At 77.6% G+C, this 16961-nt stretch carries 12 protein-coding genes and 1 tRNA gene; 10 read left to right on the top strand and 3 right to left on the bottom strand.

What is annotated here, in order from left to right:
• The first annotated feature begins 393 nt into the window (after nt 1-393).
• From EJA20_RS00600 to EJA20_RS00585, 4 genes are all read left to right on the top strand, one after another.
• The gene (locus EJA20_RS00600; protein WP_129336225.1) at nt 394-816 is read left to right on the top strand and encodes a DUF3052 domain-containing protein; all 423 of its coding nucleotides are present in this window, start codon (nt 394-396) and stop codon (nt 814-816) included.
• Between the two features lie 56 nt (nt 817-872).
• Complete coding sequence (locus EJA20_RS00595; protein WP_240674848.1) at nt 873-1328, top strand: peroxiredoxin; 456 nt, start codon at nt 873-875, stop codon at nt 1326-1328.
• Between the two features lie 55 nt (nt 1329-1383).
• Nucleotides 1384-1457: transfer RNA gene (locus EJA20_RS00590), tRNA-Val, on the top strand.
• Between the two features lie 50 nt (nt 1458-1507).
• A complete protein-coding gene (locus EJA20_RS00585; RefSeq protein ID WP_129336223.1) occupies nt 1508-2557 on the top strand; it encodes a zinc-dependent alcohol dehydrogenase family protein in 1050 nt (349 codons plus the stop codon).
• Nucleotides 2558-2617: 60 nt separating this feature from the next.
• Here the strand turns inward: EJA20_RS00585 and EJA20_RS00580 are convergent, their stop codons facing one another.
• The 3 genes from EJA20_RS00580 to EJA20_RS00570 all read right to left on the bottom strand — a co-directional run bounded on the left by EJA20_RS00580 (nt 2618) and on the right by EJA20_RS00570 (nt 7123).
• Nucleotides 2618-5188, bottom strand: a complete 2571-nt coding sequence (locus EJA20_RS00580; RefSeq protein ID WP_129336222.1) for an ABC transporter permease — start codon at nt 5186-5188, stop codon at nt 2618-2620.
• Entirely contained in the window at nt 5188-6018 is an 831-nt protein-coding gene (locus EJA20_RS00575) for an ABC transporter ATP-binding protein (protein ID WP_129336264.1), read from the bottom strand. Before EJA20_RS00575 ends, EJA20_RS00580 begins: the two co-directional genes overlap by 1 nt.
• A gap of 100 nt (nt 6019-6118) precedes the next feature.
• On the bottom strand, nt 6119-7123 hold the full coding sequence (locus EJA20_RS00570; RefSeq protein WP_129336221.1) for an aldo/keto reductase: 1005 nt from the start codon (nt 7121-7123) through the stop codon (nt 6119-6121).
• Nucleotides 7124-7270: 147 nt separating this feature from the next.
• Here EJA20_RS00570 and EJA20_RS00565 point away from each other — a divergent pair, with 147 nt between their 5' ends.
• The 6 genes from EJA20_RS00565 to nirD all read left to right on the top strand — a co-directional run bounded on the left by EJA20_RS00565 (nt 7271) and on the right by nirD (nt 16923).
• Nucleotides 7271-8158 carry an undecaprenyl-diphosphate phosphatase gene (locus EJA20_RS00565; protein ID WP_129336263.1) on the top strand — a complete coding sequence of 296 codons (888 nt, stop codon included), beginning with the start codon at nt 7271-7273 and terminating at the stop codon, nt 8156-8158.
• Between the two features lie 258 nt (nt 8159-8416).
• The gene (locus tag EJA20_RS00560; protein WP_129336220.1) at nt 8417-9808 is read left to right on the top strand and encodes an MFS transporter; all 1392 of its coding nucleotides are present in this window, start codon (nt 8417-8419) and stop codon (nt 9806-9808) included.
• Nucleotides 9809-9810: 2 nt separating this feature from the next.
• Nucleotides 9811-12051: a molybdopterin oxidoreductase family protein gene (locus EJA20_RS00555; protein ID WP_129336219.1), complete on the top strand. Its 2241-nt coding sequence runs from the start codon at nt 9811-9813 to the stop codon at nt 12049-12051.
• A complete protein-coding gene (locus EJA20_RS00550; RefSeq protein ID WP_240674828.1) occupies nt 12048-13748 on the top strand; it encodes an FAD-dependent oxidoreductase in 1701 nt (566 codons plus the stop codon). The genes EJA20_RS00555 and EJA20_RS00550 overlap by 4 nt, the downstream gene beginning before the upstream one ends.
• Nucleotides 13745-16474, top strand: a complete 2730-nt coding sequence (nirB, locus tag EJA20_RS00545; protein WP_129336218.1) for a nitrite reductase large subunit NirB — start codon at nt 13745-13747, stop codon at nt 16472-16474. The genes EJA20_RS00550 and nirB overlap by 4 nt, the downstream gene beginning before the upstream one ends.
• Complete coding sequence (gene nirD, locus EJA20_RS00540; protein ID WP_129336217.1) at nt 16471-16923, top strand: nitrite reductase small subunit NirD; 453 nt, start codon at nt 16471-16473, stop codon at nt 16921-16923. Before nirB ends, nirD begins: the two co-directional genes overlap by 4 nt.
• The last annotated feature ends 38 nt before the right edge of the window (nt 16924-16961 follow it).

Raw genomic sequence — 16961 nt, 5'->3', positions numbered from 1 at the left:
CTTGCTTGTCTGGTGTGCTGCGGATGCTGCGGGTGGTGCGGGACCTGCTCGGCGGTGCGGCGCGCCCGGGGCGACGCCGCGCCCGGGCCGTGGGTGCCGTCGGCGGCACGACGACGCGGTCGCACCGGCCATTCTCCGACCCTGGCAGGGTGAAAGTCACACCGAGGGTCCCGGCGGGCGCGTGACGTGGGCGACAGGACCTCCGGCGGGGGTCTCCCCACAGCCGGGGGGAGCCCGGTGGTGCGCCGTCCGGGCGGCGCCGGGTCCCGGGGCTTGCCAGGTCAGCGACTCTGCGGTGGGCTACGGTCAGCGGATCGCGAGGTGCCGCCGAGGGCACCGGCCGGACCGGGCGACCGGGCGGGCAGCGACGGCGAGGGAAGGGATCGACGGGACGTGGCATCCACCGCGGACGGCTCGGGCACGGGCGCGGGCAGCCGCCTCGGCTTCACCGAGGGGCAGGTGGTCCAGGAGCTGGGGTACGACGACGACGTCGACGCCGCGCTCCGGGCGGACCTGCAGGACGGGTCGGGCGTCGAGCTCGTCGACGAGGACTACGACGACGTCACGGACGGCGCCATCATCTGGTTCCGGTCGGACGACGGCGACCTCACCGACGCCCTCGTCGACGCGATGACCGTGCTCGACGACTCCGGGCCGATCTGGGTCCTCAGCCCGAAGGCCGGGCGACCGGGCCACGTGCCCCACAGCGACATCCAGGAGGCGGCGACCACCTCCGGCCTGCACGCCATGACGACCTTCGCCATCGCACCCGACTGGTCGGCGACGCGGCTCGGCACGCGCGGCCGCGGGAAGTGACCCCTCCGGGCTCCACCGTCCCGCCCGGCGCCGGCGGGGACGCGGCGTCGCCCGGGCTGCCGGAGGTCGGACGGCCGGCGCCCGAGATCGCGCTCGTGGACACGCACGGCACGCCCGTGACGCTGGCCGGCTTCCGCGGCACCCCCGTGGCCCTCGTGTTCGTGCCCTTCGCGTTCTCGCGGACCTGCACGGGCGAGCTGTGCACCCTGCGGGACAACCTGGCGGTCTTCGACCGCGCCGGCGTCCTGCTGTGCGCGGTCTCCTGCGACCCCCTGTTCGCCCTGCGCGCGTGGGCCGAGCAGGACGGCTACACGTTCGACCTCCTGTCGGACTTCTGGCCGCACGGCGCTGCCGCCCGCGCGTACGGCGTCTTCGACGAGGCGCGCGGCGTCCCGCGGCGGGGCTCCTTCCTGGTCGACGCCGAGGGCGTGCTGCGCTGGAGCGTCGTCAGCCCCGCCGGGCAGGCGCGCGACATCGACGGGTACCGCCTGGCCGTCGCCGCCCTGGGCTGAGGCGGGGCGGGCCGGCGCCGGCCGGGGCCGCCGCTAGGCTGGCCGCACCCCCTCGGGGCCTGTAGCTCAGTGGGTCAGAGCGCCGCGCTTACACCGCGGAGGTCGTCGGTTCGAGCCCGACCGGGCCCACCCGCACGTCCCGCTGCGCCGCCGCGGGGGCCGCCGTAGGCTCCCGGCCCGTGAAGGCCACCCTCATCCACGGACCGCGCGACGTCCGCCTCGAGACCGTCCCCGACCCGCAGGTGCGCCGGCCGACCGACGCCCTCGTGCGCGTGGTCGCCGCCTGCGTGTGCGGCTCCGACCTCTGGCCCTACCGCGGGGTGCGCCCCACGTCCGGGCCCCACCGCATCGGGCACGAGTTCGTCGGGGTCGTCGAGGAGGTCGGCGCGGAGGTGCGGCGGGTGCGGCCCGGGCAGTTCGTCGTGGCGCCCTTCTCCATCGCCGACGGGACGTGCCGGCACTGCCGGGCCGGCGTGCACACCTCCTGCGAGCGGGTCGCCTGGTGGGGGGCCCCGGACCACGAGGGCATCCCCTCCGACGGCGGGCAGGGCGAGCTCGTCCGGGTGCCGCTGGCCGACGGCACGCTCGTCGCCACGCCCGAGCACCCCGACGAGGCCCTCCTGCCGTCCGTCCTCGCCCTCAGCGACGTCATGGGCACCGGGCACCACGCCGCGCGGGCCGCCGGGGTCGTGCCGGGGTCCACGGTCGTCGTCGTCGGGGACGGCGCGGTGGGGCTCTGCGGGGTCCTGGCGGCGCGCCGGCTCGGCGCCGAGCGCGTCGTGGCGATGTCCCGGCACGCGGACCGGCAGCGGATCGCCCGCGAGCTCGGCGCCACGGACGTCGTCGCGGAGCGCGGCGCGGAGGGCGTGGCCGCGGTGCGCGACCTCCTCGACGGCACCGGCGCGGACGCGGTGCTCGAGTGCGTGGGCACGAAGGAGTCCATGCAGCAGGCGCTCGACAGCGCCCGGCCCGGCGGCACCGTCGGGTTCGTCGGCGTGCCCGCCGGCGGCCCGGAGCTGCCCGTCCAGCAGATGTTCTCCACCAACGTCGGCGTGCGGGGCGGCGTCGCGCCGGTGCGGGCCTACATCGAGGAGCTGCTGCCCGACGTGTGGTCCGGTGCCGTCGACCCGGGGCGCGTGTTCGACCTCGTCCTGCCGCTGGACGAGGTCGCGGAGGCGTACGCCGCGATGGACGAGCGCCGCGCCGTCAAGGTCATGCTCCGTCCCTGACGTGCGCCGGCCCGCCCGTCCGACGACCGCGGACGGAGCCGGCCGCCGCCGCCGGGGCCGCTACTCCTGGCCCACGGCGTCGAGGACGGGCAGCCGGGCGGCGCGCACCGCGGGCCACACCGCCGCGAGCACCCCGACGACCACCGCCAGCGCGACCATCGCGCCCAGGCTCGACCAGGGCACGACGAGCTCGGACAGCCCCTCGTCGGCGTAGACCCGCGGGAGCGCCGACGCCAGGCCGACGCCCACCGCGAGCCCGACGAGCGTGCCCGTGACGGCCGTGAGGACGGACTCGACCGTGATCGTCCCCGCCAGCTGCAGCCGACCGAGCCCGACCGCGCGGAGCAGGCCGATCTCGCGGGTCCGCTCGATGACGGACAGCGCCAGGGTGTTGACGATGCCGAGCACCGCGATGACGACGGACAGGCCCAGCAGGGCGTAGAGGATGACGAGCACCCGGTCGACCTGGTCGGCGAGGGACGAGACGAACTCCTCGCCGTCGAGCACGCTGACGACGACGTAGGGCCGCACGGCGGCGACGAGCCCCGCCCGGACCCGCTCGGGGTCCGCGCCCTCCGCGGTCGTCACGAGGAGGGTCGACGTCTCCACGGCCGCCGCGGGCTGGAGGGCGGGGAGGTCGGCCGCGGGCAGCACGAGCGTCCGCCCGATGCCGTCGGAGGTGTGCAGGGCGCCGATGCGCGCCGTGCGCTCGCCGGCCGCCCCGGCCAGGACGAGGGTGTCGCCCACCGCCCAGCCGCGGTCCTCCGCGAGGGCGGCGTGCACCGCGAGGTCGCCGTCGCGCAGGGCGGCCGCCACGGTCCCGCCGTCCTGGATGCGCAGGCCCGTGCCGAGGAGCTCCGGGTCGACCCCGGTCAGGGGCGCCGCCGCGCCCCGGTCGCCGCCCGCGGGGTCGGTGCGCGTCGCCGTCACCACCGTGACGGGCAGCCCGGACGCCGAGGCCACGCCCGTCACCGCGGCGACCCTCTCGCCCAGGGTCGGGCCGACGGTCGTCCCGGGGGCGGCGCGCAGGACGAAGTCCGCGGTGACCTCCCGCTGCACGAGCGCGGTCGTCGAGCCCTGCGCCGAGGCCGCGAGGACGGACGCCGCCCCGACGAGCGCCATGCCGATGGTGAGCGCCCCGGCGGTGCTGGCCGTCCGGCGGGGGTTGCGGGTGACGTTGCCGCGGGCGAGGCGGCCCACGGGGCGCAGGAGCGCGACGGCCGGGGCGGCCAGGACGCGGATCGCGGCGGGCGCGACCACGGGACCCAGCAGCAGCACGGCGACGAGCACGAGCCCCGCGCCCGTCGCGAGCAGGGCCGTCGCGGCGTCCTCGTCCGGCCGCGCGGCGGCGAGCGCCACGGCGCCCGCACCGAGCGGGCCGAGGAGGGCGCCCGCCGCCGTCCGGGGCCGCAGGGAGCGCTCGCGGACGGAGAGGACCTCCCGCATGGCCTCCACGGGCGGGGTGAGCGCGGCCCGGCGGGCGGGCAGCGCCGCCGCGGCGACGCTGACGAGGGTACCGACGGCGAGGGAGACCCCGACGGTCGCGGCGTCGACGGGGATGCGGCCGGCGAGCTGCGCCCCCATGCCGGCGAGCAGGGCGCGCAGCGCGGCGACGAGCCCGATCCCGCCGGCCACGCCGAGCGCCGAGCCCAGCAGCCCGACGACGGCGGCCTGGGCGACGATGGAGCCGAACACCTGGGCGGGGGAGGCGCCGACGGCGCGCAGGAGCGCGAACTCGCGCAGCCGCTGCCGCACGCTCATCGTGAAGGTGTTGGCGATGAGGAACGCGCCGACGAAGAGCGCCACCGCGGCGAAGACGAGCAGGAACGCCGAGACGAACCCCAGCTGCTCCCGGACGGCGGCGGTGGCGTCGGCGCGGACCTGCTCGCCGGTGAGCGCCACGGCCCCGGCGTCGGCGGCGAGGCCGCTCAGCCGCCCCACGAGCGTCTCCGGGCTCGTGCCCGCCGCCGCGTGCACCGCGAGGGACGGCACGGTGCCGTCCGGCGCGAAGAGCGCCTGCGCCGCGCCCCGCTCGAGGAACACCAGCGTGGCGCCGGCGGTGGCGGGCCCGACGTCGACCTCGCCGACGACCCGGACGTCCCGGAGCTCCCCGAGCACGACGAGGCGCGTGGCGTCCCCGACCGCGAGCCCGGACCGCGCGAGGGCGGCGCTCTCGAGCACGACCTCCCCGGCCGCGGCGGGGGTCCGCCCCACGACGCGGTCCGTCAGCCCGTCGCCGGGGTCGAGCACCGTGAGGATCGTCGGCGCGCCGCCCGACCCGACGGCGGTGCCGTCGGCGCCGACGAGCACGCCCGTGCCCTGCAGCGCCGGGGTGACCGTCGCGACGCCGGGCAGCGCCTCGACCTCGGGGACGAGGTCGAGCGGCACGCCGGCCGCCGCACCGTCGGGCACGGGGGCCGCGGCGCCGGGGTCGCCGGTCGTCGCCCCGGGCGGCTGCACGTAGGCGTCGGCCGTCACGGTCGTGGCGACGATGTCGTCGAACGTGGAGGCCAGCATCTGGCGCAGCGCGAAGGTGCCGGCGACGAAGGCGACGCCGAGGGTCACCGCCAGGACCGAGAGGGCGAACCGCACGAGGTGCTCGCGCACGCCCCGCACGGCCAGGGTGAGCATCACGGGAGACCTGGGGAACCCGGGGGACCCGTGGACCCCGCGGGCCCGAGCGCGGCGAGCACGTCCAGCACGGAGGCCGACGTGGGGTCGTGCAGCTCCGCGACGAGCGCGCCGTCGGCGAGGAAGACGACGCGGTGGGCGTAGGAGGCGGCCCGCGGGTCGTGCGTCACCATGACGACGCTCTGGCCGAGCGTGTCCACGCTGCGCCGGAGGAAGCCGAGGACCTCCCCGGACGACCGCGAGTCGAGGTTGCCCGTCGGCTCGTCGGCGAAGACCACCGCGGGCCGGGTGACGAGCGCGCGGGCGCAGGCGACGCGCTGCTGCTGGCCGCCCGACAGCTCGCTCGGGCGGTGGTCGAGCCGGTCGGCCAGCCCCACGGCGGCGACCACCTCGTCGAGGAGGTCCCGGTCCACCGGGCGCCGTGCGATGTCCAGCGGCAGCGTGATGTTCTCCCGCGCCGTGAGGGTGGGGATGAGGTTGAAGGCCTGGAACACGAAGCCCAGGCGCGTGCGGCGCAGCCGCGTGAGGCCACGCTCCGACAGGGCGCTGACCTCCTCGCCGTCGACGACGACCCGTCCGCTCGTCGGGCGGTCGAGGCCCGCCAGGCAGTGCATGAGCGTCGACTTGCCGGAGCCCGAGGGCCCCATGACGGCCGTCAGCTCCCCGCGCCGCAGGTCCACGTCCACGCCGGCCAGCGCGCGCACCGCCGTCGGGCCGGACCCGTAGTCCTTCACGAGGGCACGGGCGGAGGCGATGACCGCCGTGCCGGGCGGCGCGAGCGCGGGCGGGGTCGCACCGGCTGCGGCGGGCGACCCGGGAGCGGACCCCAGAGCGGACCCCAGAGCGGACCCGGGGGCGGTCGTCGGCGCGCCGTCGTCCTCGCGCGCGTGGCGCCCCCGGGAGCGGGCCGGCCCCGGACCGGGCACGGCCTCAGACCCCCGCGACGGGGCGGACGGCCGGCTCGGCGGGCACCTCGAAGCGCTCGGGGTAGCCCAGCTCGGGGCGCGTCACGTCGTCGAGCGCCATCCGGATCTCCGGCGGCAGGCGCAGGTCGTCGGCGGCCAGGCAGGCCTTCAGCTGCACGGTCGTCCGCGGCCCGACGAGCGCCGAGGCCACCCCGGCGCGGTCGCGCACCCAGGCCAGGGCCACCTCGAGGGCGGAGACCTCCAGCCCCGCCGCGGCCGTCGCGCACGCCTCGACCACCGCCGCGGCCTGGCGCGTGAGGTAGGGCTGCACGAACCCGGCGAGGTGCGCGGACGCCGCGCGCGAGTCCGGCGGCACCGTCCGGCGGTACTTGCCGGTGAGGACGCCGCGGCCGAGCGCCGACCAGGCGAGCAGCCCGACGCCGAGGGACTGCGCCGCGGGCACGACCTCCCGCTCGACCCCGCGCTGGAGCAGGGAGTACTCCGCCTCGACCGCGGCCAGGCCCGTGCCGTCGTCGAGCAGCGTCGCCGCCCGCGCCACCTGCCACCCCGCGTGGTTGGCGAGGCCGACGTAGCGCGCCCGCCCGGTCGCGACGGCCTGCCGCAGGGTCGCGACGGTCTCCTCCAGCGGCGTGCGCGGGTCCGGGCTCTGCACGAGCCACAGGTCCACGTGGTCGGTGCCCAGCCGCCGCAGGGAGGCGTCGAGGGTGGACAGCAGCGAGCCGCGGGAGGCGTCGACGACCGCCCGGCCGCCGGCCCGGCGCACGCCGGCCTTCGTGCAGAGCACCACGTCCTCGCGTGCGACCTCCTCGCGCAGCAGGCGGCCGAGGAGCTCCTCCGCGCCGCCGTCGGCGTAGGAGGCGGAGGTGTCGACGAGGGTGCCGCCCGCGTCGACGAAGGTCCGCAGCTGCTCCGCCGCCTCGTGGGGGTCGGTGTCGCGGCCCCACGTCAGCGTGCCCAGCCCCAGCCGGGACACCCGCAGTCCCGTGCGTCCCAGGTGGCGCTGCTCCATGGGGCAGGACCCTAACGGGCGGTCCTGGCAGGAGGCCCGGCCCGTCGGCGGCCCGGGTGCGGGAGGGGTGGTGTGACCATGCCCTCCCCGCGCCGGGGCGTGCCCCCGGGCGGCGCGCGGTTAGGGTCGGCGACCGTGGAACCGGGGATGAACGTGCTCGAGGCGTCCGTGCTGGGACTGGTGCAGGGGCTCACGGAGTTCCTGCCGATCTCCTCCAGCGCGCACCTGCGGATCGTGGGGGAGCTCATCGGCTCCGGCGACCCCGGGGCGGCCTTCACGGCGATCGTGCAGCTGGGCACGGAGTCCGCGGTGCTCCTGTACTTCCGCAAGGACATCGCGCGGATCGTGGCCGCCTGGTGGCGGGCGCTGCTCGGGCGGCACGGCACGGACCTGCGCTCGCGCACGGGCGCCCCGCGGCACGGGTCCGCGGGGGACCACGACGCCCTCATGGGCTGGTTCATCATCCTGGGCTCCGTCCCCATCGTCGTCCTCGGGCTGGCGTTCCAGGACGCCATCGAGGAGACCTTCCGCAACCTCTGGCTCATCGCGGGCACGCTCGCGGTCTTCGCGCTCGTGCTCGGGTGGGCCGACCGCGTGGGGGCCAAGCGGCGCACGCTGGAGCAGCTGACGCCGAAGCACGCGCTGTACTTCGGGCTCGCGCAGGCCCTCGCCCTCGTGCCCGGCGTCTCGCGCTCGGGTGGCACCATCACGTTCGGGCTCCTCATGGGCTACACCCGCGAGGCCGCGGCGCGGTACTCCTTCCTGCTCGCCGTGCCCGCCGTCTTCGGCTCGGGACTCTTCCAGCTCGTGAAGAGCTACGACGAGCTCGGCACGGCCGGCACCCCGGGCGGCGTCGCGACCCTCGTGGCCACCGTCATCTCCTTCGTCGTCGGCTACGTCGTCATCATCGGCTTCCTCAAGCTCGTCTCGACGCGCAGCTACTGGCCCTTCGTCTGGTACCGCCTGGCGCTCGCCGCGGCCGTCGTCGTGCTGCTCCTCGTCGGGGTGCTCGAGCCCCTCGGGTCCGCCGCCTGAGCGTCGCCCCCGCGCGTCCCGCACGTCCCGCACGGCCCCGACGGCCGGCCCCCACCCGGGGGCCGGCCGTCGTCGTCTCTCACACGGGCCCCGGGGCGGGTGAGAGGAGACCGTCGCGCACGCGTTACGCCGCGCGGCGCAGGGCGTAACACGGCACTCCTAGCGTCGCCGGTGCCGCCAGGTGACGACGGCGGGGCCGCACCGGCCCCGCCGGCGCCCGGGCCCCCACCCTGCGCCGCCGACCCGCGAGGAGCCGACATGGCCGCCCCCACCCTCGACGTCACCACCCCCGCCCCGCCCTCCGCCCGCCGCGGCGGCCGCTGGATCGACCACTGGGACCCCGAGGACGAGGGCTTCTGGCGCTCGACGGGGCGGGCGATCGCCCGCCGCAACCTCGTGTGGTCCGTCCTCGCCGAGCACATCGGCTTCTCCGTCTGGCTGCTCTGGAGCATCGTCGTCGTCCAGATGACGGCCGACGCCACCACGGGCCTGTCGGCCGCGCCCGGTTGGGACCTGACGACGAGCCAGGCCCTGTGGCTCGTCGCGGTCCCCTCCGGCGTCGGCGCCGTGCTGCGCATCCCCTACACGTTCGCGGTGCCGGTCTTCGGCGGCCGCAACTGGACGGTCGTCTCGGCGCTGCTGCTGGTCGTCCCGTGCCTCGGCCTGGCGTGGGCCGTCTCGAACCCCGGCCTGCCCTTCGGCGTGCTGCTCGCGGTCGCGGCGACGGCCGGCCTCGGCGGCGGCAACTTCGCCTCGTCGATGGCGAACATCTCCTTCTTCTTCCCCGAGCGGGAGAAGGGCTTCGCGCTCGGCCTCAACGCCGCGGGCGGCAACATCGGCGTCGCCGTCGTGCAGAAGGTCGTCCCGGTCGTCGTCGTCGCGGGCGGCGGCCTCGCCCTGGCCCGCGCCGGCCTCATGTACATCCCGCTCGCGGTGGCCGCCGCCGTCCTCGCCTGGCTCTTCATGGACAACCTGTCCGAGGCGAAGGCCGACTGGCGGCCCGTGGTGGACTCCACGCGCCGGCTGCACACCTGGGTGCTCTCGTTCCTCTACATCGGCACCTTCGGGTCCTTCATCGGGTACTCCGCCGCCTTCCCGACGCTGCTGCGGACGGCCTTCGACCGGGCCGACATCGCGCTGGCCTGGGGCTTCCTCGGCGCGGCCATCGGCTCCATCGCCCGGCCGTTCGGGGGGAAGCTGTCCGACCGGCTCGGCGGGGCGGTCGTCACCGTGGGCGCCTTCGGCCTCATGGCGGTCGGCGGCGTGCTGGCCGTCGCCGGGGTGACCTCCGGGAGCCTGCCGCTGTTCTTCGCCGCCTTCATGCTGCTCTTCGTCGCCACGGGCATCGGCAACGGGTCGACCTACCGCATGATCCCCGCGATCTTCCGGGCGCAGGCCCTGGCCCGGGGCGCGTCCGCCGAGGAGCTCGTCGCGACGAAGCGCGAGGCGGCGGGGGCGCTGGGGATCATCTCCTCCGTCGGCGCCTTCGGCGGGTTCCTCGTGCCGATCCTCTACGCCTGGGCGCGGTCGTCGACCGGCACGATCCTGCCCGCGCTGCAGTTCTACATCGGGGTCTTCGTGGTCATGCTCGTCGTGACCTGGGCCTTCTACCTGCGCAAGGGCTCCGGCGCGACGGCGATCGGCGCCTAGGCGTGAGCGCCGCCCCCGTCCACGCCCCCCGGGGCGCCGCCCCCGGTGGGCCGGTCGACACCCACTGCCCCTACTGCGCCCTCCAGTGCGCCACGACGCTCACGCCCGAGCCCGTCGGGGCGGACGGCGTCGCCGGCGTGGGCGTGGCGGGCCGCGCGTTCCCGACGAACCGCGGCGGGCTGTGCCAGAAGGGCTGGACCGCCGGCGCGGTGCTGCGCGCCGGCGACCGCCTGACGGCTCCGCTCGTGCGGGGCCGGCACCTGGGCCGGACGGGGGCGGCGGCCGACGCGCTGGAGCCGACGTCCTGGGACACCGCGCTGGACCTCGTCGCCGGCACGGTCCGGCGGGTGCAGGCCGAGAGCGGGCCGGACGCGGTGGCGGTCTTCGGCGGGGGCGGCCTGACGAACGAGAAGGCGTACGCCCTGGGCGCCCTCGCCCGGGCGGTGCTGCGCACCTCGCGCATCGACTACAACGGGCGGTTCTGCATGTCCTCCGCGGCGGCGGCTGGCAACCGGGCGTTCGGCCTCGACCGCGGGCTGCCCTTCCCGCTCACGGACCTCGGCGGGGCCGACGCGGTCCTGCTCGTCGGGTCCAACCTCGCCGAGACGATGCCGCCCGCGCAGGCGCACCTGGCCCGGGCCGTGGCGCGCGGGGGGCTCGTCGTGGTCGACCCGCGGCGGACCCCGACGGCCGCGCTCGCGGAGGACGGCGGTGGCCTGCACCTGCAGAACGTGCCCGGCACGGACCTCGCGCTCGTCCTGGGGATCGCGCACGTGGTGCTCGCCGAGGGGCTGGCCGACGAGGAGTACCTGGCGGCGCGCACGACCGGGGCGGACGCGCTGCGCCGCAGCCTCGCCGCCTGGTGGCCCGAGCGCACGGAGCGGGTCACGGGCGTGCCCGCCTCGCTCGTGCGCGCGGCCGCCCTCCGGCTCGCGGCGGCCTCGCCGCACCGGGGCGGCGCCGGCGCCTACGTCCTCACCGGCCGCGGTGCGGAGCAGCACGCGAAGGGCACGGACACCGTCACCGCCTGCATCAACCTGGCCCTGGCGCTGGGCCTGCCCGGCGTGGCGGGCAGCGGCTGGGGCTGCATCACCGGCCAGGGCAACGGCCAGGGCGGCCGCGAGCACGGCCAGAAGTCCGACCAGCTGCCCGGGTACCGGAAGATCGACGACCCCGCGGCCCGGGCGCACGTCGCCGCCGTGTGGGGCGTGGACCCCGACGAGCTGCCGGGTCCCGGCCTGCCCGCCGTGCAGCTCCTGCGCAGCCTCGGCCGTCCCGGGGGGTCGCGCGTCCTCCTCGTCCACGGCAGCAACCTCGTCGTCAGCGCCCCGCGCTCCGGCGACGTCGTCGAGCGGCTCGGGGCGCTCGACCTGCTCGTCGTGGCCGACCTCGTGCCGTCGGAGACCGCGCTGCTCGCCGACGTCGTCCTGCCCGTGCCCCAGTGGGCGGAGGAGGAGGGCACCATGACCTCGCTCGAGGGCCGGGTCCTGCGCCGCCGCCGCGCCGTGCCGCCGCCAGCCGGAGTGCGGGACGAGCTCGAGGTGTGGGCCGACCTCGCCGAGCGCCTCGGCCGGCCGGGCATCCTGCCCCGCACCGCCGCAGAGGCCTTCGACGGGCTGCGCCGGGCGTCGGCGGGCGGGACCGCCGACTACTCGGGCATCACCTGGGACCGCCTCGACGCGGGCGAGGCGCTGCACTGGCCCTGCCCGGACGACCCCGCGTCCGCCGCGCCGACCCACCCCGGCACCCCCCGCACCTTCCTCGACGGCTTCGCCACCCCCGACGGCCGCGCGCGCATCGTCCCGGTCGACCACCGGCCGCCCGCCGACGACCTGCGCCCCGACGCCCCCCTGCACCTCGTCACGGGACGGGTCCTGCAGCACTACCAGTCCGGGGCGCAGACCCGGCGCGTCGCCGAGCTCGTCGCGGCGCACCCCGCGCCGTTCGTCGAGCTGCACCCCGACCTCGCCGCGCGCCTCGAGATCGACGAGGGCGCGGACGTCGAGCTGACGACCGCCCGGGGCACCGCGCGGGCGGTGGCGCGGTTCTCCGGGACCGCCCGGCCCGACACGGTGTTCATGGCGTTCCACTGGGCGGGGGAGGGCAGCGTCAACCGGCTGACGAACGACGCCCTCGACCCCGTGTCCTCCATGCCCGAGTTCAAGGTGTGCGCCGTCTCCGTGCGGCTGGCCCCGCCGCGTCCCGCTGCCGGCACGCCCGTCCTCGAGGAGGTGCCCGCGTGAGCGCGACGACGCCGGCGGGTCCGCCCGCCGCGGACGGGGCCGTGCTCCGCGTCGTCGTCGTGGGCCACGGCATGGCCGCCAGCCGCCTCGTCGACGAGGTCGTGGCCCGGTCCGCGGACGGGCGCGCCACCCGCCGGGTCCGCCTCACGGTCGTCGGCGACGAGCCCTACGGCGCCTACAACCGGGTCCTGCTCAGCGAGGTCGTGGCCGGCAAGGTCGAGGTGGCCGCGCTGGCGCTCTCGGACGGCGACGAGCTGCGCCGCGCCGGCGTCGACGTGCGCGACGGCGTGCGCGCGATCGGCCTCGACCTGCCCGCGCCGGTCGCCGGTGCCGGTGACGGTGTCGGCACCCGTGCCGGCACCCGTGCCGGCGCCGCCGCCCCCGCGACGGTCCTGCTGTCCGACGGCACGCGCCTCGTGGCGGACCGCGTGGTGCTCGCCACGGGCGCCGCCGCCCACGTGCCCGCGCTGCCGGGGCTGGACCCCGAGCACCTGCCCGCCGGCGTGCACGCGCTGCGCACGCTCGACGACTGCCGCGAGATCGTCGCCGCCAGCACGAACGCGCGCCACGCGCTCGTCCTGGGCGGCGGCGTCCTCGGCGTGGAGGCGGGCCGCGGGCTCGTCGGGCGCGGCGTGCCGACGACCGTCGTGAGCACGGGGCCGCACCTCGTCGACCGGCAGCTCGACGCCGCGGGCGGGGCCGTCCTGGCGCGGGCCCTGCGCCGCCTCGGCCTGCCCAGCCTCGCCTCCAGCGGCGTGGCCGCGGTCGACGTCCGGGCGGGGCGGCTCGTCGGGGTGCGCCTGGCCGACGGCACCGACCGGCCGGTCGACCTGCTCGTGCTGTCCTGCGGCGTCCGGCCCCGCACCGCGCTCGCGGCCGCGGCGGGCCTGGCGTGCCGGCGGGGCGTGGTCGTCGACGACGCGCTCGTCACGAGCCACCCGGCCGTGCTGGCGGTCGGGGACTGCGCCGAGCACCGCGGCGCCGTGCCCGGGCTCGTCGCGCCGGCGTGGGACCAGGCGCGGGTCGTCGCGGACCGGCTCACCGGCGCCCGGCCCGACGCCACCTACGTGCCGCAGACGGCTGTGCTCCGCGTGAAGGCGGCGGGTCTCGACGTCGCCGCCGTGGGGGAGACGCTCGTCGACCCGCTGGAGGCCGACGAGGGCACGGAGGTCGTCCAGCTCCTCGACGCCGCGCACGGGCGCTACGTCAAGGCCGTCGTCCGGGGCGACCGCGTGGTGGGCGCCGTGAGCATCGGCGACCCCCGCGCGGCGGCCGAGCTCACGGTCCTCGTCGACCGCGGCACGCCCGCCCCGCTCGACCGGGCCGTGCTCGTGCTCCCCGGCGCCCGTCGCGGCACCGCCGAGCGCGCCGACGACCCGACCCGCATCCCCGACCGCGCCACCATCTGCCGCTGCAACGGCGTGACGAAGGGCGCGATCGTCCGCGTCTGGCGCGGCGGCGCGCGCACGGTGCCCGAGATCGCCACCGCCACGCGGGCCACCACGGGCTGCGGCACCTGCGCCGACGCCGTCGGCGGGATCGCCGACTGGCTCGCGCGGCAGGCCTCCGACCCCCCGCCGGCGGACGCCCCGGGCGCGGCCGGCGCCGTCGCGCCCCCGCCCGCCGACCCCGCCGGCCCCGCCACCCCCGCCGTCCCGCACGAGCCGGTCAGCCCCCTCGAAGGAGCCCTCCGATGAGCGCCACCACCTCCCACCTCGTCGTCGTCGGCGGCGGCATGGTCGCCCAGCGCCTCGTGGAGGCCCTGCTGGCCCGCGTCGACGCCGCCGCCGACGGCCCCGCCTGGCGCGTCACGGTCCTCGCGGAGGAGGCGCGCGTGCCCTACGACCGCGTCGCGCTGACGTCGTTCTTCTCCGGCCGCACCGCCGACGACCTCGTCCTCGGCGACCGCGCGCTGTGGGACGACCCGCGGGTCGACCTGCGGCTCGGCGAGGCGGTCACGGCGCTCGACCGCGACGCCCGCACGGTCGCGACCTCGACCGGCGCCGCCTACGCCTACGACGCGCTCGTCCTGGCCACGGGCTCGTCCGCGTTCGTCCCGCCCGTGCCCGGGAAGGACCTGCCCGGGGTGTTCGTGTACCGCACGCTCGACGACGTCGAGGGGCTGCGCGCCCACGTCGCCGCGCTGACGGCCGAGCGTGCGGCCACGGGCGGCGGGCCCGTCACCGGGGCCGTGGTCGGGGGCGGCCTGCTCGGGCTCGAGGCGGCGGGCGCGCTCGCCGCGCTCGGGGCCACGAGCCACGTGGTGGAGTTCGCGCCGCGCCTCATGCCGCTCCAGGTCGACGAGGGCGGCGGCGAGGCGCTCAAGCGGCTCGTCGAGGGGCTGGGCGTGAGCGTGCACACCGCCACGGCGACCGCCCGCCTCCACGCCCACGAGGAGGGCCCGCGCGCCGGGCACGTCGCACGGATGGAGTTCGCGCCCCGCGTCGGTGCCGACGGTGCTGACGGTGCCGACGGTGCCGAAGCGGGCGACGTGCTCGACGTCGACGTCGTGGTGTTCGCCGCGGGTGTGCGGCCGCGCGACGAGCTCGCCCGCGCCGCCGGCCTACCCGTCGGGCCGCGCGGCGGCGTCGTCGTGGACCTCACGTGCCGCACGGAGGACCCGGCGATCTGGGCGGTCGGCGAGGTCGCCTGCCTCGAGGGCCGGTGCCTCGGGCTCGTCGCGCCGGGCTACACGATGGCGGAGGTCGTCGCCGACCACCTCGTCGGCGGCGAGGCCGTCTTCCCCGGGGCGGACCTGTCGACGAAGCTCAAGCTGCTCGGGGTCGACGTGGCGTCCTTCGGCGACGCCATGGGAGCGGCGCCCGGCGCGCTGAGCGTGGTCTACGCCGACCCCGTCGCCGGCGTCTACAAGAAGCTCGTGCTGTCCGACGACGCCCGCACGCTGCTCGGCGGGGTCCTCGTCGGGGACGCGTCCTCCTACGCCGCGCTGCGCCCGATGCTCGGGACCGCGCTCGGCGGCGACCCGTCCGCCTGGCTCCTGCCCGAGGGCGCGGAGGGCGGCGCCGCCCAGGCCGCGCTGCCCGACGAGGCGACCGTCTGCTCGTGCAACAACGTCTCCGCCGGGCGCATCCGCGACGCCGTGCGCTGCGACGGCTGCACCGACGTCGGCGCGGTGAAGGCCTGCACCCGCGCCGGCACCTCCTGCGGCTCCTGCCTGCCGCTGGTGAAGAAGCTCGTCACCGTCGAGCTCGAGAGCGCCGGCGTCACCGTGTCGAAGGCCCTGTGCGAGCACTTCGCGCAGACCCGCGCGCAGCTGTTCGACATCGTGCGGGTCACGGGCATCCGGACCTTCACCGACCTGGTCGAGCGGTACGGCACCGGGCGAGGCTGCGACATCTGCAAGCCCGTCGTGGCCTCGGTCCTGTCCTCCCTGGGCGCCGGCCACGTCCTCGAGGGCGAGCAGGCGGCGCTGCAGGACACGAACGACCACGTCATGGCCAACATGCAGAAGGACGGCACCTACTCCGTCGTCCCGCGCATCCCCGGCGGGGAGGTCACCCCGGAGGGGCTGGTCGCGATCGGGCAGGTGGCGCAGGACTTCGGGCTCTACACGAAGATCACGGGCGGCCAGCGGATCGACCTGTTCGGCGCGCGCATCGAGCAGCTGCCGCAGATCTGGGAGCGCCTCGTCGCCGCGGGCTTCGAGTCCGGGCACGCCTACGGCAAGTCGCTGCGCACCGTGAAGTCCTGCGTGGGGCAGACGTGGTGCCGGTTCGGCGTCCAGGACTCCGTCGGCATGGCCGTCGGGCTCGAGCTGCGCTACCGGGGGCTGCGCAGCCCCCACAAGATCAAGCTCGGGGTGTCCGGGTGCGCGCGCGAGTGCGCCGAGGCCCGCGGCAAGGACGTCGGCGTCATCGCCACGGACAAGGGCTGGAACGTCTACGTCGGCGGCAACGGCGGCTTCACGCCCCGGCACGCCCAGCTGCTCGCGGAGGACCTCGACGACGAGACGCTCGTGCGCACCGTCGACCGGTTCCTGGCGTACTACGTGCGGACGGCCGACCGCCTCCAGCGCACGGCGCCGTGGCTCGAGGAGATCGAGGGCGGGGTCGACCACGTGCGGGCCGTCGTGCTCGAGGACTCCCTCGGCATCGCGGCGGACCTCGACGCGCAGATGGCGGCGCACGTGGCCGGCTACGAGGACGAGTGGGCCGCCACCCTGGCCGACCCCGAGAAGCTCCGCCGGTTCGCGTCCTTCGTCAACGCGCCCGGCACCGCCGACCCCGACCTCGCCTACGTGCCCGAGCGCGGCCAGCGCCGCCCGGCCACCGCGGCCGAGCGCGGCCTCGCGGCCCCCGCCGGGGCCGCGCCCGGCCCTGCCGGCCCGACCCCCGCCCCCGGCCCCCGCACGCCCGGCGGCGTCCTCGTCGCCGGCCCGACCCTCGAGGTGATGCCCCGATGACCACGACCGCCCCCGCGCCCCTCGCCCCCACGCCCCTGGGCCACGCCGCCCCGCGCCCCGTCCCGGACGGTGCCCTGCGGGCCGCCGCGCCCGCCGACCGCTGGCACCCGGTGTGCGCGCTGGACGACCTCGTCGCCGAGCGCGGCGCCGCGGCCCTCGTCGACGGGGTGCAGGTGGCGCTCTTCCGCCTGCACGACGGCACCGTCCGCGCGGTCGACCACCGGGACCCGGCCTCGGGCGCGAACGTCATGGCGCGGGGCCTCGTCGGGACGCGGGGCGCGGTGCCGACCGTGGCCGGCCCCCTCTACAAGCAGGTGTTCGACCTCACCACGGGCCGCTGCCTCGACGACCCGGCGCTCGCCCTCGGGGTGCACGAGGTGCAGGTCGCGGGCGGGACGGTCCTCGTGCGCGTGCACGGCGGGCCGCCCGCCGGCGCGGACGGGCGCTGAGGACGGGGCCGGGGGCGGGGCCCGCGACGGGCCGTCCG

The sequence above is a fragment of the Cellulomonas endophytica genome, assembly GCF_004123805.1.
GTDB lineage: Bacteria > Actinomycetota > Actinomycetes > Actinomycetales > Cellulomonadaceae > Cellulomonas > Cellulomonas endophytica.
Note: the sequence above shows the minus strand (reverse complement) of the source record. Positions and strands in the feature narration are given on the sequence as shown.

Bases quoted from the DNA above. Each gene is read 5' to 3' on its own strand.
- EJA20_RS00580 (WP_129336222.1), bottom strand. From the start codon at position 5,188: ATGCTCACCCTGGCCGTGCGGGGCGTGCGCGAGCACCTCGTGCGGTTC.
- EJA20_RS00570 (WP_129336221.1), bottom strand. From the start codon at position 7,123: ATGGAGCAGCGCCACCTGGGACGCACGGGACTGCGGGTGTCCCGGCTG.
- EJA20_RS00565 (WP_129336263.1), top strand. From the start codon at position 7,271: ATGAACGTGCTCGAGGCGTCCGTGCTGGGACTGGTGCAGGGGCTCACG.
- EJA20_RS00560 (WP_129336220.1), top strand. From the start codon at position 8,417: ATGGCCGCCCCCACCCTCGACGTCACCACCCCCGCCCCGCCCTCCGCC.
- nirB (WP_129336218.1), top strand. From the start codon at position 13,745: ATGAGCGCCACCACCTCCCACCTCGTCGTCGTCGGCGGCGGCATGGTC.
- nirD (WP_129336217.1), top strand. From the start codon at position 16,471: ATGACCACGACCGCCCCCGCGCCCCTCGCCCCCACGCCCCTGGGCCAC.